This is a genomic window from Novosphingobium sp. BL-S-24, from assembly GCF_055521575.1.
Genome location: NZ_CM145488.1, coordinates 354,374 through 380,979, shown reverse-complemented (window position 1 = coordinate 380,979; position 26,606 = coordinate 354,374). Strand labels below are relative to the sequence as shown.

The window sequence follows — 26,606 nt, the reverse complement described above, 5'->3', positions numbered from 1 at the left end:
ACAGGTCAGTCAGGCCGCCCGCCCTTACGCGGCTTTTTGTGAAATGGCTTCCCGCCACCGGGACGATCCTGGCGAGCGCCGGTCGGGCGGGGGCGGTAAGACTGGCCTTCGGGACGAAACTCTCCCTCTCCGCGTGCTCCTTGCCCGGCGCCGTGAGGACGGCGGCCCCTGCCCTGAGGTCCGTCACGGTCACGGCTACGGTGCTTGGCAGCGTCTCGCGGGGTATCGGGCGAGCGCTCTATGCGAATGGTTGCTTCGTACTCGCCATCGTCACGCGCCGTCCGCTGTACGGCATTAGCGAACTGATCAGCGAGTGCGCGCGGGATCTGGAAATGTGTCTGGTCAGATGAGATGCGGATTTGCCCCACGGCATCGCGGGTGACATGACCTCGACGGCAAAGCACCGGGAGGATCCAACGCGCTTCGGCATTTTGCTGACGACCGACGTCCATGCGGAACCAGACAATGTCCTCGAACCCGGCGCGTTCGCGTTTTTCGCGGCTTTCCGGAGAGTTGCCGAGCAACTCCTCTGGCTGCGGCATGGCGGCGCGGTGCGCCTGGACAAGCGCAGCGGCGATGTCTTCTGCGCTTACCTGTTCAAGGAGGACACGGGCGATCTCGCGATCGTCTTCTTCTGCCTCGACGGGGGCCAGTAGCTTCTCCATCAGACGCTCGCGATCTTGCGCGCGGATCGCTTCCGGACTTGGAGCTTCGCCCCACTCCGCCTCGATACGCGCGCCGCGCAGCATCATTTCGACCCGGCGCCGGCGTGGATACGGCACGAGCAGCACGGCGGTGCCCTTTTTACCCGCGCGCCCTGTACGGCCCGAACGATGCTGAAGAGTTTCTGCGTCCCGCGGTATTTCGACGTGCACCACCAGGCTAAGGGATGGCAAATCGATCCCGCGCGCGGCAACGTCAGTTGCTACGCATACTTTGGCACGGCGATCGCGCAGCGCTTGCAGGGCATTGTTGCGTTCGTTCTGTGAATGCTCGCCCGAAAGCGCGACGGCGGAAAATCCGCGTTCCACCAGCGTGGCGTGCAGATGTTTTACATTGTCGCGAGTAGCGCAGAACAGGATGGCCGTTTCCGCATCATAGAAGCGCAGTAGGTTCACCACTGCATGTTCGATATCGGACGGCGCAACCGTCACCGCCTTATATGCGATGTCGCCGTGGCCGCGGTTTTCACCAACCGTGGAAATGCGCAGGGAATTGGTCTGATAACGCTGGGCTAGTGCTTCGATAGGGCGAGGCATCGTGGCCGAGAATAGCAGGGTGCGGCGGCCGCCCGGTGTCGCATCGAGAATTTCTTCCAGATCCTCACGGAAGCCCATGTCCAGCATCTCGTCAGCCTCATCCAGCACGACGGCGCGCAAGGTTGACAGGTTCAGCTTCCCGCGCTCGAGATGATCGCGCAGACGACCTGGAGTGCCGACGACTATCGTCGCGCCGCGCTCCAACTGACGGCGCTCCTTAACGGGATCCATGCCCCCGACGCAGGTAACGATGCGCGCACCTGTGTTCGCATACAGCCATTCCAATTCACGACTGACCTGCTGCGCCAGTTCACGCGTAGGCGCGATCGCCAGAGCCAGCGGTCCTTCCGAATAGGGAATGCGGCCATCTTCGACCAGTTCGTCCGCCATGGCGATGCCGAAGGCTACGGTCTTGCCAGAGCCGGTCTGCGCGGAAACTACCAGGTCACGCCCACGCGCCTCCGATTCGGTAACGGCGGTCTGGACCGGCGTGAGCGTTTCGTAGCCATGCGCTGCGAGGGCCTCGGCAAGAGGCTGGGGGATCTGCGGAAAAGTCATAAGAGGCTATGGATCCTGCCGGCTTAACCGGCCTTGGAGAACGTATTCAGGGCTGCGGGGGCGCCTTCATACGGCACCAATCGGCCGCCCATAGACGAAACCGTGCGAATTTGCGCGCACCAATTTCAATTCTATGTACTTTTGGCGACTTTAAGCAGCCGCAGCCGCGTCACGACCGCCACCCGCAAACCCAGTGGCCCGGTCTTCGGGCAGGTTGTCCCCTCTTTCCGGCAAAAGATCGAAGCTCGGTTGAAAACCAAGCAAAACGTACATCTCACGCTCAAGAAAAGGCGCAGCGTCGCCTGCGCTCATATCTACTCGCGCGCATTCGCCCAGCCAAGGAAGGGTAGTCCGAAAAAGCCCTTTGCGACGAACTTTGGCGCGTATCACGGTTAGCTGACCCTTGCTAATTCCCCCGAGCCTGCGGGGGCTAGGTCGGCTAACGACAGGGCGCAACTCGATCAAGCATTCGGCAGCGATCGTCATATTACCGCATTATCGGCTGGCGGCAAAATGACCATACACCGTTGGTCAGCCTGCTTTTTTAGCCCGGTGCTCCGCCAGCAGCTTATCAAGCTCGTCGATCCGAAATCGCTCGGGTGTTCCCTTGGCCAAGCCTTTCAGACGGCATTCGGCCCACAACTTCCGCCGTTCGGATTCCAACGCCTTCAAATAAAGATCAGCCATATCACTTCCTTTTGCCTGGTTTTTGCGCTCGAGCATTGTGCTCCACCAGTGCGTCGGTGTTCACGGTGTCTTCGTCCGATAGTTTACGCCATCGCTCCAACCTGCCGCGGTCAAGGTCACCATGTGCGATGGCTGCCTGAATTGCGCAGCCAGGTTCTGCATTGTGAGTGCAATTGGTAAAGCGGCATTCAAGCGTGAGCAAACTGACATCGTCAAAAACTTCGGCAAGGCCCGATGTCGCATCCGCAATTTTGAATTCTCGCATTCCGGGAGTATCCATAAGCCACCCCCCACCGTGGAGACGATGCATCTCGCGAACCGTGGTGGTGTGGCGCCCTTTGCCGTCGTTTTCGCGAACAGCTTGCGTGGCGATGCTGTCAGACCCGCGCAAGGTGTTTACCAGCGTCGATTTCCCGACGCCGGATGATCCCAGCAGTGCGACAGTCTGCCCAACGCCGCAAAGCGCGGCCAATTGCCCGACGCTATCGCGATCTTTCGCGTTAACCAGCTCAACCTGCAGTCCAGGCTGCATGAGCATCGCCTTGGCGCGATAACGTTCAGGATCATCGGCGAGGTCGATTTTGGTCAGCACGACCACGGGTGTAACGCCGACCTCCCGCGCCAGTACCAGATAGCGCTCAAGCCGGGGAACGCTGAAATCCTGGTTACACGATGCGACGACCAATAAAGTATCCACGTTTGCGGCGATTAGTTGGACCCCCCTGCCCTTGCCCGGTGCGGGACGCTTGAACAGGTTGAGCCGGGTGAGGATCCGAACAGGCTGCAAATCAACTTGCCCGATCAGCAGCCAGTCACCCACTGTCGGCCGATCCTCTTCGCCTTGGGACAGCGCGACGTGAGAAGATATGAGTTGGTCTATCCCATCGCCCATAACGGCCACCATGCCACGATAAACCGCCATGACACGGACGGGACGGTATGTCGTATGATCGTCAAGGGAGAACTGATCCGAGAAAAACGGTTTCCAGCCCAGATCTGTTAAGGGAGGTGGTGGCATATCCATTCGAAGGGTAACCACTTTCTCAACCGAGGATATCAGGTAACGGACGACAGGCCTGAAAAGGGACGGCCGGTCCTGCGAATTCCGATAAAAAGCGTGGTGCACCCGACGGGATTCGAACCCATGGCCCCCAGATTAGGAATCTGGTGCTCTATCCGGCTGAGCTACGGGTGCACGCCGGGGCGTCCTATACATCGGAGCGCCCGTTGGCAATCAGTGCCGCGATGTAGCAAAGCAGCTGGCTCAATTCGCTTGTTCGGGGGGTATCACAGGGAACGGAAGTGGCATGACACCGATGCCTTCGTCCAGAAGCTCCTTGGCTTCATCGATTGTTGCCTGTCCATGGATCGCTTCGGCCTCACGCTCTCCATAATGCATGGCGCGGGCGTCGTTGACAAAGGTTTCACCCACGAACCGTGACGTTTTCAGGGCTTCGGCCTGCATTTTCACCAACGCCTGCATCATTCCCATCTCTTGGGGCGTGAGCGATGTATTGGTAATGGCGCCGGGCATCGAGGGCTGCGGAGTTTCGGCGACGGAAGGCGGGCGACGGGCAGGCTGCATTGCCTCCGTGATCTGATTGCCTTTCCGGGCCAGACGCGGGGCCTGGATGGCCTTGCTAACCTGCACCGACCCGCACTGAGGACAAGACACTAGGCCCCTGCTCTGCTGATGCGAATAGTCGTCCGATGACTTGAACCAGCCCTCAAAGCGATGCTGCCAGTCACGACATTCAAGATCGTAAACAATCATGATTCGCCTATTTGGCGATGACGCGACGATTGGCAAGGCTGGGTAGCTGTCCTCGCACCGCCATAACGCGTTCAAGGTCGATATCCACGAAGCCAAGGCCGGTTAATCCGCCGTCATCGGCGCCGCCCATATCGATCAAGACTTCCCCCCATGGGTCGACAACAAGTGAATGGCCAAAGGTTTCGCGACCATCATCATGCCTTCCGACTTGTGCGGCAGAAATGACATAGGCGCTCGCTTCGATCGCGCGGGCGCGTTGCATCAAATGCCAGTGAGCACGCCCGGTTGGCACCGTGAAAGCCGCTGGTATGGCGATCACGTCACACTTCCGCTGACCAAGCTCTTCAAAAAGGGCCGGAAACCGGATGTCGTAGCAGATAGCCAAACCCAGCCGGCCTAGCGGTGTTTCCACGGTGACCACTGTCTCGCCAGCTCGGTAGGCATTGGATTCACGCCATGTCTCGCCCGTGGCAAGATCGACGTCGAACATATGGATCTTGTCATAACGTGCGCGTATCTCGCCCTGTTCATCAATGACAAACGCGCGGTTAACCCACTTTCCGGCCCCATCGTCTTCATCGGGGGCAATAGCCAGGGAGCCGATATGGACCCAGATTCCCTTTTGCATGGCCGTTTTGCGCACGGCCGCAAGAACATGGTCCTCTGCTTCGGTCTGGATGGATCGTCTGGCGCGTTGTCGATCGCGGTCGAGTAGGCCCGACATCTCAGGCGTGAACAGCATCGCAGCACCAGCGGCGCTCGCTGACTCAAGTGCCTTAACGATTGTTTCAGCGTTTACCTGCGGATTGATCCCAGTGGTCATCTGCAGCAGCGCGGCCCGAGGCATGGTTGTCAGAGACCCAAGACGGAATCTAGTTTGCCTTGGCGATCAAGTGCATTGATATCATCGAAGCCGCCGTAAGCCTTGCCATCGATAAAGACTTGCGGAACAGTTGTGGCACCTGGCACGCGTTCCATCATCTCTTGGCGTTTCGGCCCGCCCATGGTGAGGTCATGCTCTTCGTAAACAATGCCCTTGCCATCGAGAAGCGACTTGGCTGCGGTACAATAAGGGCAGCCCCACTTGGTGTAGATTTCGACTTTAGACTTGCTCACGCTTGCTCCTTTTTCCGCCATAAACGGAACATGATCGGCAGCCCTTGAAAGGGGTCGCCGCTACCATATCTAGGAGGTGAAGTCATGGCCCGCCATGGGGATGGCTTCACAAATTGAGGCGCCGGTATGCGGGCCTCTGCAGCGAAGATTGCTCATTGGAGGATTTTTGTCATGAATCGTATCGATTTTACTCCTTATCGGCGCACCATGGTCGGTTTTGATCGTTTGTTTGACATGATCGAAAACCAGGGCCGTACGCAAGGCGGCGACAAGTACCCCCCTTTCAATATCGAGCGACGAAGCCAAGATGCTTATCGCATCACATTGGCCGTAGCCGGATTTAAGCCCGCAGATATCGATATTACCGCGCAGGCCAACCTGCTTGTGGTCAAAGGCAACAAGCCGGATGAGAACGCCGACGGCGAGTATCTGCACGTCGGCATCGCGCAGCGTGGTTTCGAACGCCGCTTCGAACTTGCAGATTACGTCAGAGTGGATGGTGCAGATCTAGCCGACGGCCTTCTCGTCATAGATCTCGTTCGGGAAGTGCCCGAGGCAATGAAGCCGAAGAAGGTCGCGATCGGCGGCAACCGGCTTACCGTCGTCGAGAACGACGGCAGCGGAGACGCTACCGCTGCTGCCTGATAACTAAACCGAAATCTTACGCATGGGCGGTCCGGATCACCGGGCCGCCTTTTTCATGGCGATCGCCTCAGACCAGACGAGCTTGGCGCAGTGCGGCAGCGACGAATCCCGAAAACAATGGATGGGGATCGAACGGACGGGACTTTAGTTCGGGATGGAACTGAACGCCAACGAACCAGGGATGGTCCGGCCGCTCCACGATTTCGGGCAGCAACCCGTCGGGTGACATTCCCGAAAAGATGAGACCGTTACCTTCAAGCGCTTCGCGGTACGCTCCGTTCACTTCATAGCGATGGCGATGCCGCTCACTTATTTCCTCGGTGCCATAGATCGAAGCGACATGACTGTTCGACGAAAGCTTGGCCGGATAGGCACCGACGCGCATGGTGCCGCCAAGGTCGCCGCCCTCAGCCCTTGTCTCAAGCCCGTCTTTCGTCATCCATTCGGTGATGATGCCGACAACCGGCTCTTCTGTCTGACCGAACTCCGTCGATCCCGCCCTGGCTATCCCGGCCGAACGCGCACTTTCGATGCACGCCATTTGCATGCCAAGGCAGATTCCGAAGAAAGGGACACCGCGTTCACGGGCGAAGCGGACCGAGGCGATCTTGCCTTCGGTACCCCGCTCACCGAATCCTCCCGGCACGAGGATCCCATGCATCGGTTCGAGCGCTGCTGCGATTTCCGAATCTGCGCGTTCAAAGACTTCGGCATCGATCCAGCGGATATTCACCTTTACCCGGTTGGCCATACCGCCATGGACGAGCGCTTCGTTCAGCGATTTGTAGGCATCCTGGAGGCCTACATATTTGCCGACCACACCGATCGTCACTTCGCCTTCCGGGTTCTGGTAGCGGTCAGTGATGTCGTCCCAACGGGCTAGTTCAGGCGCCTTGGCGCCTTCGGCCATTCCGAAATGATGAAGCACTTCGGCATCCAGTCCTTCGCGGTGGTATTGCAACGGAACGGCGTAGATATTCGGGGCATCAAGCGCTTGGATAACGGCTTGCGGGCGGACATTGCAGAACAACGCGATCTTGCGCCTTTCGCTTTCCGGTAACTCACGATCGCAACGGCAAAGTAGGATGTCGGGCTGAATCCCCAGACCGGTCAATTCGCGGACAGAGTGCTGCGTCGGCTTTGTCTTCAGTTCGCCGGCGGCAGCAATGTAGGGGACCAAGGTAACATGCACGAAGCATGTCTGCTCGCGGCCAAGTTCATTGCGCAACTGGCGCATCGCTTCAACGAACGGGAGGCCCTCGATATCGCCTACCGTTCCGCCGATCTCGCATAGGACGAAATCAAGGTCTTCTGTTTCGGTCAGCGCAAAATTCTTGATCGCATCGGTCACGTGCGGGATCACCTGGACGGTCGCGCCCAAGTAATCACCCCGGCGTTCCTTGGCGATAATATCCTGATAGATTCGGCCAGACGTGATGTTGTCCGCCTGTCGTGCGGAGACGCCTGTGAACCGTTCGTAGTGACCCAGATCAAGATCGGTCTCCGCGCCGTCGTCGGTCACATAGACTTCGCCATGCTGATACGGGCTCATCGTGCCCGGATCAACGTTCAGGTAAGGGTCGAACTTGCGGATGCGGACTTTGTATCCCCGCGCCTGAAGCAAAGCCGCGAGGCTTGCCGCCATGAGGCCCTTGCCGAGCGAGGAGACCACGCCGCCAGTGATGAAAATATGCCGCGCCATGGGAGTCGGGCCTTAAATTGTATGGGGGCCCTCAGGCAAGCGCCAGGAGCCTCATTCCACAGGTCAAACACATGGAAATGCCGTCTGACCGCGTCAGACGGCATTCCGGTTGCGCTAAAGCGTTTAGCCGCGTGCGGCCAAACGAGCGGGATTACTGCTTGGCAGCCCCCGAAAGCGGATCGGCAGGAACCTCGCCACCGGTCGTAGCGCCGGAAGGCGCCTGCGTAGGAGCGGGAACTGCACCGGGATTCGCGGACCCTGCCAGTGGATCGGCCGGACGGGCTGGCGCTGCTGGCGCAGTATTGCGTTGGAGAGAAGTGTCGATGTCACGGCCGGTCGTTTCGTTTACCGCCATCGCTGCTAACAGAATGCTGAGAACGACGAACAGCGTGGCCAGAACCGAAGTCGCCCTGGTTAGGAAATTCGCAGCTCCTCGGGCCGACATCAGTCCTGAAGGGCTACCCCCAACGCCGAGGCCGCCCCCTTCTGACTTCTGCATGAGGATAACCCCTACGAGCAGAGCGGCAACGAGCGCCTGGACCACGGTGAGAAAAAGGAACATCGTCGTTTCAGCCTTATGGCGGGGTCAAACCCGCTTTGTTCGCCGTGCAGATAGGCGCTGGAGCGCTTGGACGCAACCCGGCATCCCCACTACCTTCGGGCATTGGACCTGCCCGTGACTGCTCTTCGTTCAGTTATTCGCTAAGAGAAGCAGCGGCGCCGACGATCGCGAGAAAGCTTTCTGCCGTCAAGCTAGCTCCACCTACCAGCGCGCCGCCGACGTCGGGAATGGACAGCAATTCGGAAGCATTGTCCGCTTTCACCGAGCCGCCATAAAGGATCCGTATGTCCGCCCCTGCGCTTCCGTAAATCGAAACCAACTTGACGCGAATCGACTTGTGCATGGCCGCTACATCATCAACCGAGGGCACGCGGCCGGTGCCGATCGCCCATACCGGCTCATACGCAACAGAAAGCTTCTCTGCAGCGCCCTCGATGGACGGAGACGATCCTTCGAGTTGTGAGCCGACGACCGTTTCAGCGTCGCCAGCATCGCGTTGGGCCTCGGTCTCACCTACGCAAAGGATTACCCCCAGGCCCGCACCCAGCGCAGCCTCGGCTTTCAACTTTACGTCGTGATTGGATTCCTTGTGGTATTCCCGGCGCTCCGAATGGCCGACTATCGTGAAATCCGCGCCCGCATCGCGCAACATCGGCGCCGAAACGTCACCCGTATAAGCGCCGCTTTCCTTTGCGTGGCAGTCCTGACCACCCACGCCGATCAGTTCAACCGCATCCCTGGTCCGGTATAACAAAGTCGACGGAGGTGCGATCGCGACCTGCACCTTTGGAAAGCGTGCCGCGGAACGATCGATGGCGCGCGCCTCATTGAGCATCGCGCGCGTTCCATTCATTTTCCAGTTACCGACGATGTAAGGCAATGCAGCCATTTCAGTCCCTTGATCAGATACCAGCAGACATTCGGGACTTTTGTTCGATAGTTGCCCCTCGCAAATCCACCACCCGCCATTTCGGCCGGACAGGGAATCACGTCGTCGCCATCGGGGCGCAGCTACGGCACCAGCCTATGCATTGTCAAAAGTGATCCGTGCATGGCGAGCGTGATACCCACCGGTATCGCCATATTGTCACAGCACGGGACAGCGCGTTGCGAAGACATAAAGGCTTTCTCTGGCGGCCTTTGGATTTAAGACTTGATGGCTCAAAGCGGCATTGCACGATGTGCCAAGGCCCCCTAAAGCCTGCGACCGTTTCCAGGCGAAACCCCGGTTTCGCGCAAGGCTTTCGCTGATCGGCTGGTTGATGCTCAATTTCTTTCGTTCGTTTCTTAAATCCAAGGTCGGGGCCATCGTTGGCCTTTTGGTGCTCGGTGTCATTGCGATCGCATTCGCGAGCGGTGACATCGCCGGTTTCAACTCTTCGGGAGGCGTGAGTTCGGGGGCGTCGGTCGCCAAGGTTGGAGGCCAAAGCGTCAATGCCGATGCTCTTGAACAAGGGGCGAAGCGCGCGTTGGAGCGTGTGAAGCAGCAGAACCCGAGCGTCACCATGAAAGTCATGCTCGACCAGGGCGGGCTGGAGCAAGTGCTGGGCGAATTGATCGACCGGACGGCGCTCTTCGCTTTTGGGGCGAAGCATGGGATCGAGATCAGCGATCGCCTTGTTGACAGCGAACTGGCCCAGATCCCCGGTTTTCAGGGTGTCGATGGGAAGTTCGACCAGAACATATTTCGTCAGGCTTTGGCCCAGCAGCGCATTCCGGAGCAATCGTTGAGGAATGACATTCGCGAGAGCCTTGTTGCCCGTGAACTGATTGCGCCGACGCAAGTTGGGTCGATGATGTCGCAGTATGCCGCGCGGCGATACGCAACGCTGCTTGACGAATCGCGCATCGGCACCGTCATCGCGCTGCCATCGTTGCTGTTCGCGCCGGGCCAACAGCCGACCGACGCCGAATTGGCAGCCTTCTACAAAGCAAACTCCAGTCAATTCATCCGTCCGGAACGCCGTACGATCCGCTACGCGATTTTGGGCGAGGACACGCTCAAAACTGTATCTGGTCCGACTGATACGGAAATTGCAGCTCGGTTCGAGGCTAATAAGGCGTCATACGCGGCGAAGGACAATCGCAAGATCACGCAGCTAATCGTTCCGACGGAGGCTGCCGCGAAAGCTATTGTGGCGGAAGTTTCGGGTGGAAAATCGCTCGAAACGGCAGCCCGCGAAAAAGGATTGTCGGCTGCCCCGCTGGAATTTTTCAGTAGTGAGCAACTTTCTACGCAATTCTCGCCGGCAGTTGCGAAATCCGTTTTTGCGGCCTCGGTGGGCCAGTTGGCGGCGCCCCAGAAAAGCGTCCTGGGGTGGCATGTCATCCGTGTCGACGCTGAGCAGAAGACGCCCGCGCGTACCCTGACCGAGGTGAAATCCGAACTTTCTACCGAAGTGGCGACGGAGAAGCGGCGCAAGGCGTTTACCGATGCTTTGGCGAAAATCGAGCAGCAGTTTGCCGATGGTGCCAACCTCAACGAAGTTGCTAAGTCGGTTGGTGGCGAGATCCAGCAGACCGCGCCGATAACCGCTGACGGCAATGTCTATCTCAAGCCCGGCGAAACTGTGTCCGATCAGCTGCGCCCAGTTCTGGCGACGGCATTTTCGATGGACCAGGAACAACCCCAGGTCGCGGAAGTCGAACGAGGCAAGACGTTCGCCATCTTCGACGTAACCAATATCGCGCAATCCGCTCCTGCGCCGCTCGCTCAGATCAAGGATGACGTTAAGCTCGCCTGGTCCATCGACGCAGGCGCGAAAGCGGCCAAGGCGGCTGCGCTGCGGATGCAGGCAGACCTTCGCAAGGGGCGCTCGGTTGAGCAGGTAATGGCTGCTTCAGGAAAGAAATTGCCTCCCCCGCAGCAGGTCGGGATGTCTCGCCCGACGCTCGCCGCGGCGCTTCGCGCAGGGCGTCAGGTTCCTCCGCCGGTATCGCTCATGTTCCACATGGCGAAGGGTACGGTGAAAGTGCAGTCGGCCGAAGGAAGCCGTGGCTGGTTCGTCGTTCTGCTTAAGGACGTCATACCGGGCAAGGTTGAGTCCGACGACGTGGTCAGAGGAACCCAGAACGAGCTTGGTCAGCAACTGGGTCAGGCTTATGGCGACGCTTTCGCTAAGGCCGTTCGTAAGGACGTTGGCGTGAAGCGCAACGCGGCAGCGATCAAAGGCGTGCGCGATCAGCTTGCTGGTACGGCTTCGGTGAATTGAGTTTGGCGGTGAGGAGCGCTGCCATGGATCGTCAGTCAGATCATTCGATCGCGTTGGGGCAACTTGCTCAGGGTAAGCCGGTGCTTGTCTGGCGGCGGTTGGTTGCCGATACCGAGACACCGGTCGGCGCGGCGCTCAAGCTGTTCGCTGAGGGTCGCGGCGATTTTCTGCTGGAATCGGTGGAAGGCGGTGAAACGCGTGGGCGTTACAGCCTGATCGGCCTTGATCCGGATCTTGTTTTCCGAGCCAACGGTCCATCTTGCGAGATCAATCGCAATTGGCAGTCTGATCGGAATGCGTTTGAAGCGCTGAGTGGCGATAGCCTTTCCGAACTGCGTGCGTTAGTTTCAGATTGTCGCTGCGACGTACCAGATGAACTTCCCAAGGCGCTGGCTTGTCTGGTCGGCTATTTTGGCTACGAGACGATGGCATTGGTGGAAAAGCTGCCAAGAGCGCCGCAAAGCTCGGTCGATGTGCCAGATATGCTATTCGTGCGGCCTTCGCTGATTCTGATATTTGACCGACTTTCAGACGAACTGTTCTTGGTCGCACCGATCTGGCCGGGCAATGGCAAGCCCACGCAGATGGTAGCCGACGCCGCCGATCGCATCGATGAAGCATTACGCAAGTTGGCGACTGCGGCGCCCGGAGCATCAATGTCGGTCGATGTCTTGGAACCAGTGCAAAAGCCGATTATGTCACCCGGTGACTATGAAGCGATGGTTCTGCGAGCAAAAGAGTACATCGAGGCAGGCGACATTTTTCAGGTTGTCCTGGCGCAGCGTTTCACCTGTGAATTTCCATTGCCCCCGCTGGCACTTTATCGATCGTTGCGCCGCGTAAACCCATCGCCATTTCTGTACTTCCTTGATTTGCCTGGTTTTGCTCTTGTTGGGTCGAGCCCGGAAATTTTGGTACGAGTTCGCGACGACCAGGTCACAATCAGGCCCATAGCCGGGACACGTCCCCGCGGGGTCACGATGGCCGAGGATAAGGCGAACGAAGCAAGTCTACTGGCTGATCCGAAGGAACGGGCCGAGCATCTGATGCTGCTGGACTTGGGTCGCAATGACGTAGGCCGTGTTGCGCAGTCCGGCACTGTGGAAGTGACGGACAGCTACACCATCGAACGATACAGCCACGTCATGCACATCGTATCCAACGTAGTGGGCGAGTTGGACACTGCGCATCACGATGCGATAGATGCCGTCCTTGCCGGATTTCCGGCCGGCACTGTCTCTGGCGCTCCAAAAGTTAGAGCCTGCCAGATAATCGCTGAGCTCGAGCCGGAAACGCGAGGTCCCTATGCTGGTGGCGTAGGGTATTTTGGACCTGATGGATCCGTGGATAGTTGCATTGTTCTACGCACCGGCTTGCTTAAGGACGGCGTGTTGCACGTTCAGGCTGGCGCCGGCATCGTTGCAGACAGCAATCCAGAATACGAACAGCGCGAATGCGAGGCCAAGAGCGGTGCGCTTTTTGCCGCAGCCAGAGAAGCTGTTCGCGTCGCCAGGGAACCGGGCTTCCGCCAGTGAGGCTTACTGGCAGTAAAGCACCTGAACCATGCTGACCTTGATCCGGGTCGCACGATCTCGCAGCCGCATGTCCCATTGCGGCGGCCCCAACTATTTCGCTCGCAGATGCGCGATCGCATTAGGCATTGCCGTTTTGGTGACTGCCTGCTCTTCCGATGCAGCGCCCGAGCCTCCACTTCCACCGCCGCCACCGTGCCAAAGCGCCACCTTTGAAGGGACTGGCTTCACGCATTGTACGGCGGTGCCGGGCCGACACACCATTCATGCGGTGCTAGGTCCAAATGGCGGCGCGCCTTATCGCAGTCTGTCGCAACTAGCGGTCGATCGCCCGTCCAATAGTCGTCAGGTCGCGTTCGCAATTAATGGCGGCATGTTTGATGCGGATGGACGACCCATTGGCTATTACGTTGAAGCTGGCGAAAAGCGCCACGCTCTGAACACGAACGATGGTTGGGGCAATTTCCACCTGCTTCCCAACGGCGTGTTCTTTGGTGATGCGGCAGGTCACTGGGAGGTCCGAAGCACCAGCCAGTTCCAGAAAACCGTCATGGATCGGCCGGATTTCGGAACCCAGTCTGGGCCAATGCTGGTGATCGACGGAGTTCTGCACCCGAAGATCGACCCTAATGGCAAATCGTTGAAGGTGCGCAACGGCGTGGGCGTAGACGCGAAAGGCGCCGCGCACTTTGTCATTTCTGATGAACCTGTCTCGTTCGGTCGCCTTGCTCGGTACTTCCGGGACGTATTAAAATGCCCCAACGCCCTCTACCTTGATGGCAGCGTTTCCTCGCTGTGGGACCCTGACCATGGAAGGGTCGATGGCGGTCCTCCGCTTGGCCCCTTGATCGTGGTCGAGAAAAGCGCGATGGGCGGAAAAACTGGGACGAAAAGATGATCCTCGTTATCGATAACTATGACAGCTTCACCTGGAACTTGGTCCACTACGTGATGGAACTGGGTGCTGAAGTGCAGGTCGTGCGGAATGATGCCTTGAGCGTGAGCCTGGCTATGGAAATGGCACCGCAAGGTTTTCTGGTTTCTCCCGGCCCTTGCACGCCAAACGAGGCTGGCATCAGTCTTGATCTTGTGGGAGCCGCGGCGAAGGCGGGCATCCCCTTGCTGGGCGTCTGTCTTGGACACCAATCGATAGGCCAGTATTTCGGTGGCAAGGTCGTTCGGGGTGGCCTGATGCACGGAAAAACCTCTGCGATCACTCATGATGGCACAGGCGTCTTTCAGGGTATTCCTTCACCCATGACGGCGGCACGCTATCACTCGCTCATCGTGGAGAACATCCCGGATGCTTTGGTGGTGAATGCTCGCTCCGACGACGGGCATGTCATGGGGTTTCGGCACGTCAGCCTGCCAATCCATGGTGTGCAATTTCACCCAGAAAGCATTGCGACACAGCATGGCCATGAGATGCTGGCGAATTTCCTGCGGTTGTGCGGCATCGAAGCTCGCCTGCCCGATCGCGTGATCGCCGCCGCGAAGGCTGCATGAAGCTTCCTGATCCCTGCCACCCGATTGCCGAGGACGAGGCCGAATATGCCTTCGCCGCGATCCTCGACGGCGATGTTCCTGAAGCCGATATTGCGGCTTTTCTTGTTGGCTTGGCCGAGCGAGGTGAAACTGCGAGTGAAATCGCAGGCGCAGCTAGCGCAATGCGGTTGCGGATGATCGCGGTTGAGGCCCCGGCTAACGCCATCGACGTTTGCGGCACGGGTGGCGACGGCTTCCATACGTTGAATGTTTCAACGGCGGTGTCGCTTGTCGTTGCGGCGGCAGGCGTGCCGGTTGCCAAGCATGGCAATCGCGCAGCAAGTTCAAAGTCTGGTGCCGCCGACACACTTGAGGCGTTGGGGCTTGATCTCGATCGCGCAGTCGAGACAGCCGAATCGACTCTGTCGGAAATCGGCATCGGCTTCCTTTTCGCAAATCGTCATCACCCCTCATTGGGGCGTTTGATGCCTTTGAGAAAGGCGCTCGGACGGCGCACGATCTTCAATCTGATGGGGCCGCTGGCCAACCCCGCCCGCGTATCCCGCCAATTGATCGGCATCGCCCGACCCGCCTATGTACCCATCTATGCAGAAGCGCTGCAACGTCTGGGGACGGATCATTCGATGGTCGTTTCGGGCGACGAAGGTCTGGATGAATTGAGCTTAGCGGGCGGGAACGAAGTCGCTGATATCAATGGTGACGAGCTATCGATGCGACGGGTACGCCCTCAGGATGCCGGACTCTCGGTTGCGCCCGTGGATGCGATCCGTGGCGGAGACCCGGTCCATAACGCAAAGGCCCTGCGCCAACTTCTTCTGGGCGAACACAGCCCCTACCGCGACGCCGTGCTGTTCAACGCTGCGGGTGCCCTGATGGTCGCAGGTGAGGTCGATAACTGGGCCGATGGCGTAGAAGAAGCCGCGGAGACGATCGACAAAGGCCTCGCCAACGCCTTGCTGGATTGCTGGATTGCGGCAACACGCGGCTGACGAGGAATATATGCCCGATAAGCTAACCGAAATCTGTGATACGAAGCGGCAGGAAGTTGCAGCCCGTAAAGGTATCGCGACCATAAACGATCTTGACGCCCATGCCGCGCATGAAACTGCTCCTCGTGGTTTCGAAGCAGCGTTGCGGAAACGCGCAGCAGACGGTTATGCCTTGATTGCGGAGATCAAAAAGGCCAGTCCTTCAAAAGGCTTAATCAGACCAGATTTTCGCCCGGCCGAGCACGCCACTGCTTATGAGAAAGGCGGCGCAGCCTGCCTTTCGGTATTGACGGATGCCTCTTATTTCCAAGGTCACGAGGATTTTCTGATGGACGCTCGGGCCGCCTGTACGCTGCCGGTTATCCGTAAGGACTTCATGGTGGACCCGTGGCAGGTCGCTGAGGCTCGGGCAATCGGAGCCGATGCCATACTTATCATCGTCGCTGCCTTGGACGACATGCTCATGGCGGAGATCGAAGCGGCGGCCCATGAGCGGGGAATGGATTGCTTGGTCGAGGTTCATGATGAGGCAGAGATGGAACGTGCAAGCCGTCTGAGATCAAGGTTGATTGGAGTGAACAATCGTGATCTGCGGCGGTTTGTGACAGACATCGGCATTACCGAAAGGCTCGCCCCTCGGGCACCGGAAGGAACTCTGCTGGTTAGCGAGAGCGGGATTAACAACCACGCAGACCTTGAGCGTCTGTCGCCCTGTGCGAGAACTTTTCTTGTTGGGGAGAGCCTGATGCGCGAGGCGGATGTGGAACGAGCGACACGGGCATTGCTTACGGGTGGATGACCAGTCTAGTTCGGCATGGATAATAAAGGACCATACCCGCAAATGGCCCAGAGGCTAACACATCTCGACCCTGACGGCACTGCGCGCATGGTCGATGTGGGCGACAAGCCGGAAACACGCCGGGTGGCAGTGGCGTCGGGTCGGATTGCCATGAGTCCGCAGGCTCTGGCCTCTATTCGCGCAGGTGACGCGCCGAAAGGCGATGTACTTGGAACTGCTAGGATAGCCGGAATCCTTGCTGCCAAGAAGACGGCTGATCTTATCCCTATGTGTCACCCCCTGATGATCGACGCGGTCACCATCAAATTTGCATATGAGGAAAATGCGGTTCGCGTCACCGGCACTGCGTCCCTTACTGGCAAGACTGGGGTGGAGATGGAAGCCATCACAGCTACCTCCATCGCCTTGATCACGATCTATGACATGGCCAAGGCGTTGGATAAAGGCATGGTGATCGGCGACGTCCGGCTTGTCGAAAAGCGCGGAGGCAAATCGGGACATTGGCGGGCTGACGATTGGAACGAGTGAGCAATTTTCCCCCGATGCCTCTGGAAGAGGCACAGGCCCGCCTGCTCGCGCTTGCCAGGCTCGGGGCGATCGAGCACGTCGAGATACCCCAAGCTATTGGGCGCTATTTGGCAGAACCGGTGCTCGCAAAGCGCACTCAACCGACGTTCGATCTTTCTGCCATGGACGGCTATGCCGTGGCAGATGATGGATTCAGGGGACCTTGGGAGGTCGTCGGCGAAAGCTCAGCGGGACACCCCTTCCACGGGGCGATCGGGAACGCCCAGGCGGTGCGCATTTCCACCGGGGCAGTCATTCCTTCTGGCGCTGGCTGTGTCATCCTTCAAGAAGATGTCGGGAGGCAACCAGACGCCATAGCTTTGACCGGCGAAGCCCCCCTGCCCCCAGGCAAGCACATCCGCCGTCGAGGAATGGACTTTCACGAAGGTCAGGAGATCCTGCTTGAGGGACAGTTGATTGGTGCCGCCCAGATTGCCTTGGCCAAGGCAGCAGGCCAGAAGCATTTGACGGTGCGTAAGCCGCCTCGCGTCGTCGTCATCGACAGCGGAGATGAACTATCGGCGGATTCGAGCGATCCTTCTGATGGAAAAATGCCAGCCAGCAACGGAGCGATGCTAAGCGCGCTTATCGCCCCGCTGCAAATCAATGCGAAAACGGTTGGTCCAATCCCAGACACTTTGCACGACCTGACGAACGCCTTCGAAGCCGCGGCGGATGCGGACATCATCGTGACGAGTGGGGGCGCCTCTGTGGGCGACCATGATCTCGTGCGCCCTGCGCTGGAACGCTGGGGTGCAACTATCGACTTCTGGCGCGTGGCTATAAAGCCAGGGAAGCCACTTCTTGTCGCAACTCGTGAAAGCGCGGCGAAGAAGCAAATCATTCTTGGCCTCCCCGGCAATCCCGTTTCCAGTTTCGTGACTGCCTACCTCTTCCTGCTCCCCTTGTTGCGTCAGTTACTCGGTGCTAGCGTCGCTGTTCCGAATAGCGTCTCCGCTATGCTAGGAGCGTCGGTTCGATCAACCGGGTCGAGGCGTGAGTTCTTGCGGGGGCGGTGGGATGGCAAGGAAGTGCTGCCCCTTATCAACCAGGATAGTGCCGCGTTGTACGCGCTATCTGAATGCAACGTGCTGATTGATCGCGCAGCTCATGCACCTGCAGCCGGCAAAGGCGAAAATGTGCAGGTTTTCATGCTCCGCAACGGCGGTATTCTGTAGGTCTCCGCTTGACGCCCCTGTATTTTGTTGCTTAATTGTTCCCTCAATGTTCACAGCGGAACACTATTCGATGATCATATCGGATGGCAATTAAGAGGCAGCGACATGTTGACGCGCAAGCAGCACGAATTGCTCCAGTTCATCCAGGTGCGCTTGGAAGAAAGTGGTATTTCGCCAAGCTTCGAAGAGATGAAGGAGGCGCTGGATCTCAAGTCGAAATCGGGTGTTCATCGCCTTATATCGGCTTTGGAAGAACGCGGCTTCATTCGACGTCTGCCGAACCGTGCTCGTGCTCTCGAAGTACTGCGGCAATCCGATGGAGCAGGAGCTAAATCGTCCGCGCCTTCTGTCGCCTCAGCCCTTCATACGGCCAATAAGCGGACGGCAATGGATACGCCCAGCCCGGCGAACGACGTCATCGAGATTCCTTTGCACGGCCGCATTGCTGCTGGCGTTCCTATTGAAGCGTTGGAGGGGCAGTCGATGCTTCCGGTTCCTGCTGCTTTGCTTGGTTCGGGTGAGCACTATGCTCTTGAAGTGTCGGGCGATTCAATGCTCGAGGCAGGCATACTCGACGGGGATTTTGCGCTCGTGAAACGGACGAGTACCGCTCGTGACGGAGAGATTATTGTTGCGCTGGTTCGTGGTGAGGAAGCTACGTTGAAATACTTGCGGCGCGAGAACGGAATGGTCCGCCTCGATCCCGCCAACGCCGCTTATGAGCCGCAGATCTATCGTTCGGATGAGGTCGAAGTTCAAGGTAAGCTCGCCGGGCTTCTGCGTCGTTATCACTGACTTGCAAGCGGACCTTGGGGAATAGTGGGCGTTGTAGGAATGTTCGTTCGTACATAGAGTTTGCGCTCAATTGGACGCCACCATCCGTGCTGACCTTGATCCTGTGCGACCGTACGAAAGCTCCTTTTAGACAAGTTGATAGTCATTCCGCCGGTTTCTGAGAGGAAATTGCGGTCCGCTTTCAACCATGTCGGGCTGCAACTTCGGGGTAGCCATCTATCCGAAATGACGATGTCGGCATGATCGCAAGCTGCGGCGAGTGATCGTTCAGGCACGGAGTTCCTTCCGCGGGAAATTAGGACCCGCCAGGCGGAATTGCCGCGTCTGATTGTTATTGCGCAGAAATCGGGATTACATGCACCGCCGGGCCACTCGGTCAACGCTATAGGATCGCCTTCCATCCCGGCGAGTTCCTTCATGTTGTCTCGAGAATAACCGTCACCGCCGTCGCGTAGAAGGAACAGATTTTGGCCTGTTTCGTCGACAAGTCCAACATGACGGCCGTCACCTGAAACAAGTATGTCAGGGGGTGGAGCAAAGGCCAGACTGCCTGCACCGATCAGGGCTGGGGGAAGGCCTATCCAGCGAATGCGCCCATTCCATAGCCCGATCCAAAGTCCCCCCGCCGCGAATGTCAAAAATGCGGCATTTCCCGTTGCAGGCAGCACAGTTACGGCACCCGGTCGAGAAGCAAACCAATGCGCGATCGCCACGAGCAGATCAATCGCACTCTGTGCCATCCACCATACTGGTGACCCTAGTCCCGCGATATCCAGAATAAGAGCAGCGGCAAGCAAAGGCATGACAATGAATGTCGTTAGAGGGATAGCAAGCACATTAGCCAGCGCGCCGTAAATCCCGGCGCGATGAAAATGAAATAGGCCGATCGGCATCAAAGCCAGATCGATAACGATCCCTGTCAGCAAAAGCATCGCTATCTGGCGCAACGCCTTTATCGCCATCCCTTCGTCGCGCGGTTGAGTAAACAGTCGGATTGGGGCAGCAGTGCTTACCGCAACCAGAGCTAGAACCGCACCGAAGCTCATCTGGAAGCTCGGGCCAGTGACGGCTTCTGGCCAGATCAGCATCACGCTGAGCGCAGCCACCGCCAACATCCGCAGCGAGAGAGGTTCACGGCCCAGTGACAGCGCTGCCAGCACTAATATTGCGCCTATGCAGGAGCGAACAGTCGGTACCTCCGAACCCGAAATCAGCGTGTAGGTGATACCGGCCAATGCGGCCACAGCGGCTGCCGCAACAGGCAACCTGATCCTTAACGCCAGCCAGGGGATCAGCGCAAGAAGCCGCAAGAACAGGATGTAAACTGCGCCGACCACCGCGCTGACGTGCAAACCGCTTACGGATAAGAGGTGGGCCAAGCCGGAATCCCGCATCGCCGCATCATCGGTTTTCGAAATCCCCCCCCGATCTCCGGTCACCAGAGCACTGGCAATGCCTGCACGTTCATCTCCAATCCGACGGCGGATATGGTCGGTCAGCGCCCGACGAGTTCCCGATAGTCCCACGCTCCTTGTAGGATTTCTGGTGAGTATCTTGATTGCCGTGGCCGTTCCGCTCGCAGCAATGCCGGAAAACCAAGCTGTCCGGGCGAAGTTGTAGGCTCCTGGCAACATGGGTGGTGCGGGCGGCATCAATCGCCCTTTGAACTCGATAATGTCGCCGATGCCTATCTGAGCCGGATTGATTCCGCTTGGCACATTGAGCCTGACACGAACCGCACGACCGGTCGACGGATCACGAACAGCCAGCATCAGCCGGTTTCTGTCCCTCGCAGGTTGCGCTTGAAGATCCAGCACTTTGCCCACGAACACCCCAGACATTGGACGATCCAATGCCGGTTCTCCCGCAATGGTGGAGCGGGCCCAGATAACCAGACATCCGGCCATCGCCATCAACGGAAACACAAAGACTGCCTGGCGCACATGAGGGTATGAGTTGCACCGGCGGTTGAGGCAAGCGCCGAGGCCCATTGCCAATATGCACGTGACGCAAAAGCAAATCCACCAGGCGGCGGATGAAAGGCCGAACCAGACGACGATCCCTATCCCGAACGCTACCGCTAACCACGGCCCACGATCGAATCCGGCGCGCGAAAGAAATCGCTCGCAGCCCGCCAAACCCCTCGACAATCCGCTTCCGCTGTTCCATTGCGCATGCTGCAATGCAGCGGCTCCGGCTTGATCCGGGAGCGGGTTTTCGGACGGTGCGGCCTGGTTTCCCATGGTGCGCATAGGACACAAGGTGGAATTGATGGCAAGCGGTAGTACAGGCAGCGAAGCGACAGGTGCTAAGGCCGTCGTCACGCGCTTTGCTCCCTCGCCAACGGGCTTCCTTCACATCGGCGGTGCCCGCACGGCCCTATTCAACTGGCTCTATGCTCGCCATCATGGCGGCAAGTATCTTCTTCGCATCGAAGACACAGATCGCGCGCGCTCGACCGAGCCGGCGATCGAAGCTATCTTCGACGGCCTTTCGTGGCTTGGACTTGGAGGTGATGAAGACCCGGTTTTCCAGTTCGCACGTTCGGACCGCCATGCAGAGGTAGCGGCATCGCTGTTGGAAAGTGGCTATGCCTATCGGTGTTACCTTACTTCCGAAGAACTGGCGGAGCGTCGCCAGAAGGCGCAGGAAGAACGTCGACCGTTTCGTATCGACAGCGAATGGCGCGATGCGGACGCGTCCTCGTGGCCCAGCGATCGACCATATGTCGTACGCATCAAGGCGCCGCGGGATGGCGAAAGGACGATCGAAGATCTGGTCCAAGGGTCCGTAACGGTCCAAAATGCCGAGATAGACGATTTCGTCATCCTTCGCAGTGATGGCACTCCGACATACATGCTGGCTGTGGTGGTCGACGACAACGACATGGGCGTGACGCATGTGCTGCGTGGCGACGATCACCTGAATAATGCGTTCCGCCAGCTAGTCATTATCGAAGCTATGGGATGGGATGTCCCATTCTACGGGCACGTTCCGCTTATCCATGGATCAGACGGGGCCAAACTATCGAAGCGCCATGGTGCGCTCGGCGTGGATTCGTATCGAGATGACTTGGGCATTCTTCCTGAGGCCCTATTCAACTACCTTCTGCGCCTGGGTTGGGGTCATGGAGATGAAGAAATCATCTCCCGTGAACAGGCGATTGAATGGTTCGACATGGTGGATGTCGGTAAGTCGCCATCTCGTTTCGATCTTGCCAAAATTCAGAACCTGAATGGGCATTACTTGCGGGAAGCTGATGATGAGCGATTGGCCCGTCTGGTCGCCCCGAGCATAACGACTGGTTCGAATGCGGATATCGATCTGTTGATACGCGCGATGCCGGTATTGAAGGTTCGTGCAAAGGACGTGAACGAACTTTCGGAAGGATGCGCTTTTCTTTTCGCAAAGCGCCCTTTGGACATAACCGAAAAGGCGGCAGTGCTGCTCAATGAGGAGGGGCGAAGCCGTCTTGCCGCGGTTCATCAGCGGCTGTCCGATCTTTCAGACTGGACGTCGGAAAAATTGGAAGCAACGCTGAAAGCAATGGCTGAGGACCTCGGATTGGGCCTCGGCAAGCTCGCTCAACCTTTGCGGGCGGCCTTGACGGGTCAGACGACTTCGCCAGGGATTTTCGACGTACTGTTATTGCTCGGCCGGGAAGAAAGCCTTGCGCGGATTTATGCGCAGGCCAACAATCCAGTTGGGTCGCAGGCTTAAGGAGAACTAACTGTGGGTGATCAGGCAAAACTGAGCGCTGGCGGCGCGGATTTCGAATACCCGGTGCTTGAAGGCAGTGTGGGTCCGGACGTCATCGATATCCGGAAGCTCTATGCCCAGACTGGCAAATTCACGTTCGATCCAGGCTTCACGTCGACAGCAAGCTGTGAGTCCGCGTTGACTTACATCGACGGCGATGAAGGTGTATTGCTTCATCGCGGCTATCCCATTGGACAACTCGCAGAAAAGTCGTCGTTCATGGAGGTCAGCTACCTGCTCCTCAATGGCGAACTGCCGAGCGCTTCGGAACTGGAGAATTTCTCCAATACGATTACACGGCACACGATGCTGCACGAGCAACTGGCTACGTTCTATCGTGGCTTTCGCCGTGATGCTCACCCTATGGCCATTATGTGCGGTGTCGTCGGCGCGCTTTCTGCATTTTATCACGACTCTACCGATATTTCGGATCCAGAGCACCGCAAGATCAGCTCGCATCGACTTATCGCGAAGATGCCTACCATCGCAGCGATGGCGTACAAGTACTCAGTGGGTCAGCCGTTCCTCTATCCCGACAACGACCTTAGCTATACCGGCAATTTCCTGCGCATGACGTTCGGCGTTCCGGCAGAAGAATACGAAGTGATCCCCGCCGTTGAACGCGCGATGGATCGCATCTTTATTCTCCACGCCGACCACGAGCAGAACGCTTCGACTTCGACTGTTCGCCTGGCCGGCTCGTCGGGTGCGAACCCGTTTGCGTGCATCGCAGCGGGCATTGCCTGCCTATGGGGTCCTGCGCATGGTGGTGCGAATGAAGCCGCGCTCAACATGCTCAAGGAAATCGGCACGCCGGATAAGATCCCGCATTACATCGAGCGGGCTAAGGACAAGAACGATCCGTTCCGTCTGATGGGCTTTGGTCACCGTGTGTACAAGAACTACGATCCGCGCGCGACGGTGATGCAGACGACGGTGCGCGAAGTATTCGATGCGCTCAAGGTTGATGATCCACTCTTCGAAACTGCTCTGCGTCTTGAAGAGATCGCCCTGAATGATCCGTACTTCGTAGACAAGAAGCTGTTCCCGAACGTTGATTTCTATTCGGGTATCATCCTGTCTGCAATCGGGTTCCCCACCACAATGTTCACCGTGCTGTTCGCCTTGGCGCGTACGGTTGGATGGGTCGCGCAGTGGAATGAAATGATCTCTGATCCAGGCCAGAAGATCGGCCGCCCTCGGCAGTTGTACACTGGCCCGACGCAGCGTGACTACGTCCCGGTCGAACAGCGCTGATATTCGTCCCCCGCGTCCGTTGGTGACAAGCAAAAACGCCTCCCGCATTGCGGGAGGCGTTTTTGCGTTTGGACTGTGCAGACTGGCTGTAGTTCGCCATACTGCAACCGATCCTGCGTTTTGTCGGGTCAAACAACGGGGCGCCTTGTATGTTGTTTTTAAGAATTTTGGCGCTGATACTTGGCATTATCGCCATTGCATTCGGCCTGCTATTTCTGGGCCAGGGAACAGGCGTAATTCTTTGGCCAAAGGATAGCTTCATGCTCAGCGAACGAGCGTGGGCAATTCGTGGAGCGGTTCTAGCAGTCGTTGGCGGCATCGTCGTCTGGTTGGCTCGCCGAAACTGACCCGGCTTTAGCTGTCGGGATCCGCAGGAACTTCCAGTGTGAAGCGAGCGCCAAACCCCGCAGCACTGTGTACCGTCAAGTCACCGCCCATGGCGCGGGCCAGCCTGCGAGAAATATACAAGCCCAACCCAGAGCCGCCATCGCCGCTACGACCAAGCCTCTCGAACTTGTCGAACACCCTGGCCTGTTCCTCCTCTGTCATTCCTGGCCCTTCGTCCGAGATATGAATGCGCGCCTGATCGCCTACTGACTCTAGCGTTATGGCGATGCGGGAGTTTTCGGGAGAATAGCGGATCGCGTTACCGATCAGGTTCAACAAGATCTGCAGGACGCGCCGAAATTCGGCCAACGCGGGCATTGTCTCTCCGGATGTCGGTTGGTCGACGGTGATGTTCTTGTCGCGGGCGCGAACGCTCAGAATGCCTGCTGCCTGTCTGGCGACTTCCGACAGGTCCACGGGATCTGGTGTGGTCGAGAAATGTTCCGACTCGACAAGTTCGAGATCAGCCATGTCTTCCAACAACCCCAGTAGCAACTTTCCCGCACTGGCGATTTCTCCAGCATATTCTGCATACGCATCAGGGAGCGGGCCTGCGAGACGGGTGCGGATCGTTTCTGCATTGGCGATGATCCGGGCGATCGGATGTTTTAGAACAGGCGCCAGATCGCGCCCGACCAGGTCGCGCCTAGGTGGCGGAGTGATCGGCATTGGTTCCGGGACATTGTGCGTCGCAGGCCGATCCGCGATGAGCAGCAATTCAAACCCGGCGGGCTCGGAACCAGGTACGGATTGAGGGATCAGCGACACGCGCCAGTGACGCTGCGAACCGGGTACCACTACCTTTGATCCGTCGAGCAATCGCCAATGCAAAGGCTGCTGATGAATGATGTTCTCCGGCGCCAAGAACTCCGTCCAAGTCTTGCCTTTGCCTTCCGACATGCTGGCCGCCACCGGCTGCAGGTCCGATGTGAAAGCCGATACCGCAATGATTTGCTGAGCCGGGCCAAGATAAGCGAACATCTCAGCCAGATGGCGATCAACCATGAGGCGTCGCTCTGCTACCGCGCCATCTTCCTGGACAACAGGCGAAGCATGCCAGTTCCGCACACGGATAGCACACCCTTCTCCGTCGCCGGTTGGTTCGACATCTATCCACGCGCTGATGGTATCCTGCCCATCCTGAGCAAATATCGTTCGAGCAGTGGTGAACCGGGACACCCGTGCGCGGCGGACAAGTTCGAGCAATTCCGGCACGGCAATAACACCGGGCAATTCCCCGCCGCAGTTGATGTGCAAACTTGCGAGCGGTTCGTCTGCCGCGATCAGGCGATCATCGGCGTCGCTGGCGGCGTGCGCGATGACGGTACCCATTTCCCCCATCAGCGCCGGCCTCCAGACCATCGGGCTAACATGGCTTGGGCTGCACGTTCCGGGACATTGTCGAGGTCGCTTGATGAAACGAAATTCGGGTGAAGCAAATCGAGCTGGCGGCCGATCTCACGCGCATCGAGACCCAAGGATCGGAGCAAGAGTGCCAGACGCAGCGCTTGCGTTTCCTGCGTTGACGGTACCACAGCCTCCCTCTGAGTGCCGGTTAATACCGAAATAGCCGTCAGGAACATCGCCACACCGCAGTCGGCTATGGACAAAGCCGACCGTTGTTCCGGCAACTGCTCGAACAGCGCCATGACCATTGCATCCCGCGTGGCATCACTGCGATAAACGCCGCGCACTTTGGCTTCGACCGCATTGGCTCCGTCGATCAGATGGGTTTCGGCTCCGGCGAGCATTTGCAAGGTATAAAGCGCGACGTTTAGCACCTGTGGCGGCAGTTCGGAGAGCCGCAGCTTCATTTGCCGCCGGGCCTGACACCATTGCGCCTGCGACGCGATGAACGCCGACGCCTGAGACTGCAAAGATCCGTTGCAGCACAAATTTCTCACCAACGGCGGCATGACCGGATCGATCAATTGCCCAGCTTGCAATCGCTCGGTCAATTGCCACTCCAGTGCGAGTGCATGGAGGTGAGCGAGCAGCTCCGGATTATCCAGCAGGGCCCCGCCCAGAACTTCCACTTGAGCCGAATGCGCGTGAATCCTATCGGTTTCACCGACCAGCAAATTTAACAACTCGACAGAGAGATCACCGAGCATGGCGCGAACGCGAACCAGGATTTCTTCGTCGAGCGCCTGAATGCCCCCTGTCGTGAAGAGATGTCGCAAGATCGGCGGTACACTTTCCGCCACCGCGTCGCTGCGCGCGAGCTGTGCGCTGAGGGTAGCCTCAAGGGTTGCCCAGCTCGACGAAGGGACGGCGTGATCGATCATATTCACTAACTAACGTGCATCTGGTTAATTCGAA

General features: G+C 58.2%; 24 protein-coding genes and 1 tRNA gene. 12 read left to right on the top strand and 13 right to left on the bottom strand.

The features are described from left to right. Positions 1 to 5 precede the first annotated feature (5 nt). The 7 genes from ACZ1JM_RS06975 to grxC all read right to left on the bottom strand — a co-directional run bounded on the left by ACZ1JM_RS06975 (position 6) and on the right by grxC (position 5,415). On the bottom strand, positions 6 to 1,817 hold the full coding sequence (locus ACZ1JM_RS06975; RefSeq protein ID WP_465134115.1) for a DEAD/DEAH box helicase: 1,812 nt from the start codon (positions 1,815 to 1,817) through the stop codon (positions 6 to 8). A 531-nt stretch (positions 1,818 to 2,348) separates the two neighbouring features. Further along, entirely contained in the window at positions 2,349 to 2,504 is a 156-nt protein-coding gene (locus ACZ1JM_RS06970) for a hypothetical protein (RefSeq protein WP_465134114.1), read from the bottom strand. 1 nt (position 2,505) lies between these two features. Further along, on the bottom strand, positions 2,506 to 3,324 hold the full coding sequence (gene rsgA, locus ACZ1JM_RS06965; RefSeq protein WP_465134113.1) for a ribosome small subunit-dependent GTPase A: 819 nt from the start codon (positions 3,322 to 3,324) through the stop codon (positions 2,506 to 2,508). Positions 3,325 to 3,622: 298 nt separating this feature from the next. Then, a tRNA-Arg gene (locus ACZ1JM_RS06960) sits at positions 3,623 to 3,699 on the bottom strand. A 69-nt stretch (positions 3,700 to 3,768) separates the two neighbouring features. Further along, the gene (locus ACZ1JM_RS06955; protein ID WP_465134112.1) at positions 3,769 to 4,278 is read right to left on the bottom strand and encodes a DUF1178 family protein; all 510 of its coding nucleotides are present in this window, start codon (positions 4,276 to 4,278) and stop codon (positions 3,769 to 3,771) included. 7 nt (positions 4,279 to 4,285) lie between these two features. Then, positions 4,286 to 5,125, bottom strand: coding sequence for a carbon-nitrogen hydrolase family protein (locus ACZ1JM_RS06950; RefSeq protein WP_465134111.1), 840 nt, complete (start codon positions 5,123 to 5,125; stop codon positions 4,286 to 4,288). Positions 5,126 to 5,130: 5 nt separating this feature from the next. Then, entirely contained in the window at positions 5,131 to 5,415 is a 285-nt protein-coding gene (grxC, locus tag ACZ1JM_RS06945; protein ID WP_465134110.1) for a glutaredoxin 3, read from the bottom strand. Between the two features lie 150 nt (positions 5,416 to 5,565). Here grxC and ACZ1JM_RS06940 point away from each other — a divergent pair, with 150 nt between their 5' ends. After that, entirely contained in the window at positions 5,566 to 6,039 is a 474-nt protein-coding gene (locus tag ACZ1JM_RS06940; RefSeq protein WP_465135001.1) for an Hsp20 family protein, read from the top strand. 67 nt (positions 6,040 to 6,106) lie between these two features. On the opposite strand, the gene ACZ1JM_RS06935 is transcribed toward ACZ1JM_RS06940, so the two are convergent. From ACZ1JM_RS06935 to tpiA, 3 genes are all read right to left on the bottom strand, one after another. After that, entirely contained in the window at positions 6,107 to 7,741 is a 1,635-nt protein-coding gene (locus ACZ1JM_RS06935) for a CTP synthase (RefSeq protein WP_465134109.1), read from the bottom strand. Positions 7,742 to 7,892: 151 nt separating this feature from the next. After that, entirely contained in the window at positions 7,893 to 8,303 is a 411-nt protein-coding gene (secG, locus tag ACZ1JM_RS06930) for a preprotein translocase subunit SecG (protein WP_465134108.1), read from the bottom strand. 133 nt (positions 8,304 to 8,436) lie between these two features. Further along, positions 8,437 to 9,192: a triose-phosphate isomerase gene (gene tpiA, locus ACZ1JM_RS06925; protein WP_465134107.1), complete on the bottom strand. Its 756-nt coding sequence runs from the start codon at positions 9,190 to 9,192 to the stop codon at positions 8,437 to 8,439. Positions 9,193 to 9,484: 292 nt separating this feature from the next. Between tpiA and ACZ1JM_RS06920 the strand changes: the two genes are divergently transcribed. The 9 genes from ACZ1JM_RS06920 to lexA all read left to right on the top strand — a co-directional run bounded on the left by ACZ1JM_RS06920 (position 9,485) and on the right by lexA (position 18,881). Beyond that, positions 9,485 to 11,515, top strand: a complete 2,031-nt coding sequence (locus tag ACZ1JM_RS06920; protein WP_465134106.1) for a peptidylprolyl isomerase — start codon at positions 9,485 to 9,487, stop codon at positions 11,513 to 11,515. Between the two features lie 23 nt (positions 11,516 to 11,538). After that, a complete protein-coding gene (gene trpE / locus ACZ1JM_RS06915; protein ID WP_465134105.1) occupies positions 11,539 to 13,050 on the top strand; it encodes an anthranilate synthase component I in 1,512 nt (503 codons plus the stop codon). Positions 13,051 to 13,420: 370 nt separating this feature from the next. Next, complete coding sequence (locus ACZ1JM_RS06910; protein ID WP_465134104.1) at positions 13,421 to 13,945, top strand: phosphodiester glycosidase family protein; 525 nt, start codon at positions 13,421 to 13,423, stop codon at positions 13,943 to 13,945. After that, positions 13,942 to 14,553, top strand: a complete 612-nt coding sequence (locus tag ACZ1JM_RS06905; protein ID WP_465134103.1) for an anthranilate synthase component II — start codon at positions 13,942 to 13,944, stop codon at positions 14,551 to 14,553. Before ACZ1JM_RS06910 ends, ACZ1JM_RS06905 begins: the two co-directional genes overlap by 4 nt. Further along, a complete protein-coding gene (gene trpD / locus ACZ1JM_RS06900; protein ID WP_465134102.1) occupies positions 14,550 to 15,542 on the top strand; it encodes an anthranilate phosphoribosyltransferase in 993 nt (330 codons plus the stop codon). The genes ACZ1JM_RS06905 and trpD overlap by 4 nt, the downstream gene beginning before the upstream one ends. Before the next feature lie 10 nt (positions 15,543 to 15,552). After that, positions 15,553 to 16,341 (top strand): indole-3-glycerol phosphate synthase TrpC, encoded by a 789-nt coding sequence (gene trpC / locus ACZ1JM_RS06895; protein ID WP_465134101.1) that lies wholly within the window; start codon positions 15,553 to 15,555, stop codon positions 16,339 to 16,341. A gap of 42 nt (positions 16,342 to 16,383) precedes the next feature. Beyond that, on the top strand, positions 16,384 to 16,869 hold the full coding sequence (gene moaC, locus ACZ1JM_RS06890) for a cyclic pyranopterin monophosphate synthase MoaC (RefSeq protein ID WP_465134100.1): 486 nt from the start codon (positions 16,384 to 16,386) through the stop codon (positions 16,867 to 16,869). A gap of 14 nt (positions 16,870 to 16,883) precedes the next feature. Further along, on the top strand, positions 16,884 to 18,086 hold the full coding sequence (locus ACZ1JM_RS06885; protein WP_465135000.1) for a molybdopterin molybdotransferase MoeA: 1,203 nt from the start codon (positions 16,884 to 16,886) through the stop codon (positions 18,084 to 18,086). Between the two features lie 105 nt (positions 18,087 to 18,191). Then, positions 18,192 to 18,881, top strand: a complete 690-nt coding sequence (lexA, locus tag ACZ1JM_RS06880; RefSeq protein WP_465134099.1) for a transcriptional repressor LexA — start codon at positions 18,192 to 18,194, stop codon at positions 18,879 to 18,881. On the opposite strand, the gene ACZ1JM_RS06875 is transcribed toward lexA, so the two are convergent. Then, a complete protein-coding gene (locus ACZ1JM_RS06875; RefSeq protein ID WP_465134098.1) occupies positions 18,875 to 21,124 on the bottom strand; it encodes a ComEC/Rec2 family competence protein in 2,250 nt (749 codons plus the stop codon). The genes lexA and ACZ1JM_RS06875 overlap by 7 nt on opposite strands. Before the next feature lie 28 nt (positions 21,125 to 21,152). Between ACZ1JM_RS06875 and gltX the strand changes: the two genes are divergently transcribed. Together gltX and ACZ1JM_RS06865 are read left to right on the top strand one after the other, a co-directional pair. Further along, positions 21,153 to 22,601: a glutamate--tRNA ligase gene (gene gltX, locus ACZ1JM_RS06870; RefSeq protein WP_465134097.1), complete on the top strand. Its 1,449-nt coding sequence runs from the start codon at positions 21,153 to 21,155 to the stop codon at positions 22,599 to 22,601. A 12-nt stretch (positions 22,602 to 22,613) separates the two neighbouring features. Next, positions 22,614 to 23,897 carry a citrate synthase gene (locus ACZ1JM_RS06865; protein WP_465134096.1) on the top strand — a complete coding sequence of 428 codons (1,284 nt, stop codon included), beginning with the start codon at positions 22,614 to 22,616 and terminating at the stop codon, positions 23,895 to 23,897. A gap of 354 nt (positions 23,898 to 24,251) precedes the next feature. Here ACZ1JM_RS06865 and ACZ1JM_RS06860 read toward each other — a convergent pair whose 3' ends face one another. Both ACZ1JM_RS06860 and ACZ1JM_RS06855 read right to left on the bottom strand, forming a co-directional pair. Beyond that, positions 24,252 to 25,625 (bottom strand): sensor histidine kinase, encoded by a 1,374-nt coding sequence (locus tag ACZ1JM_RS06860; RefSeq protein ID WP_465134095.1) that lies wholly within the window; start codon positions 25,623 to 25,625, stop codon positions 24,252 to 24,254. Next, a complete protein-coding gene (locus ACZ1JM_RS06855; RefSeq protein WP_465134094.1) occupies positions 25,625 to 26,572 on the bottom strand; it encodes a hypothetical protein in 948 nt (315 codons plus the stop codon). The genes ACZ1JM_RS06860 and ACZ1JM_RS06855 overlap by 1 nt, the downstream gene beginning before the upstream one ends. Between the last annotated feature and the right edge of the window lie 34 nt (positions 26,573 to 26,606).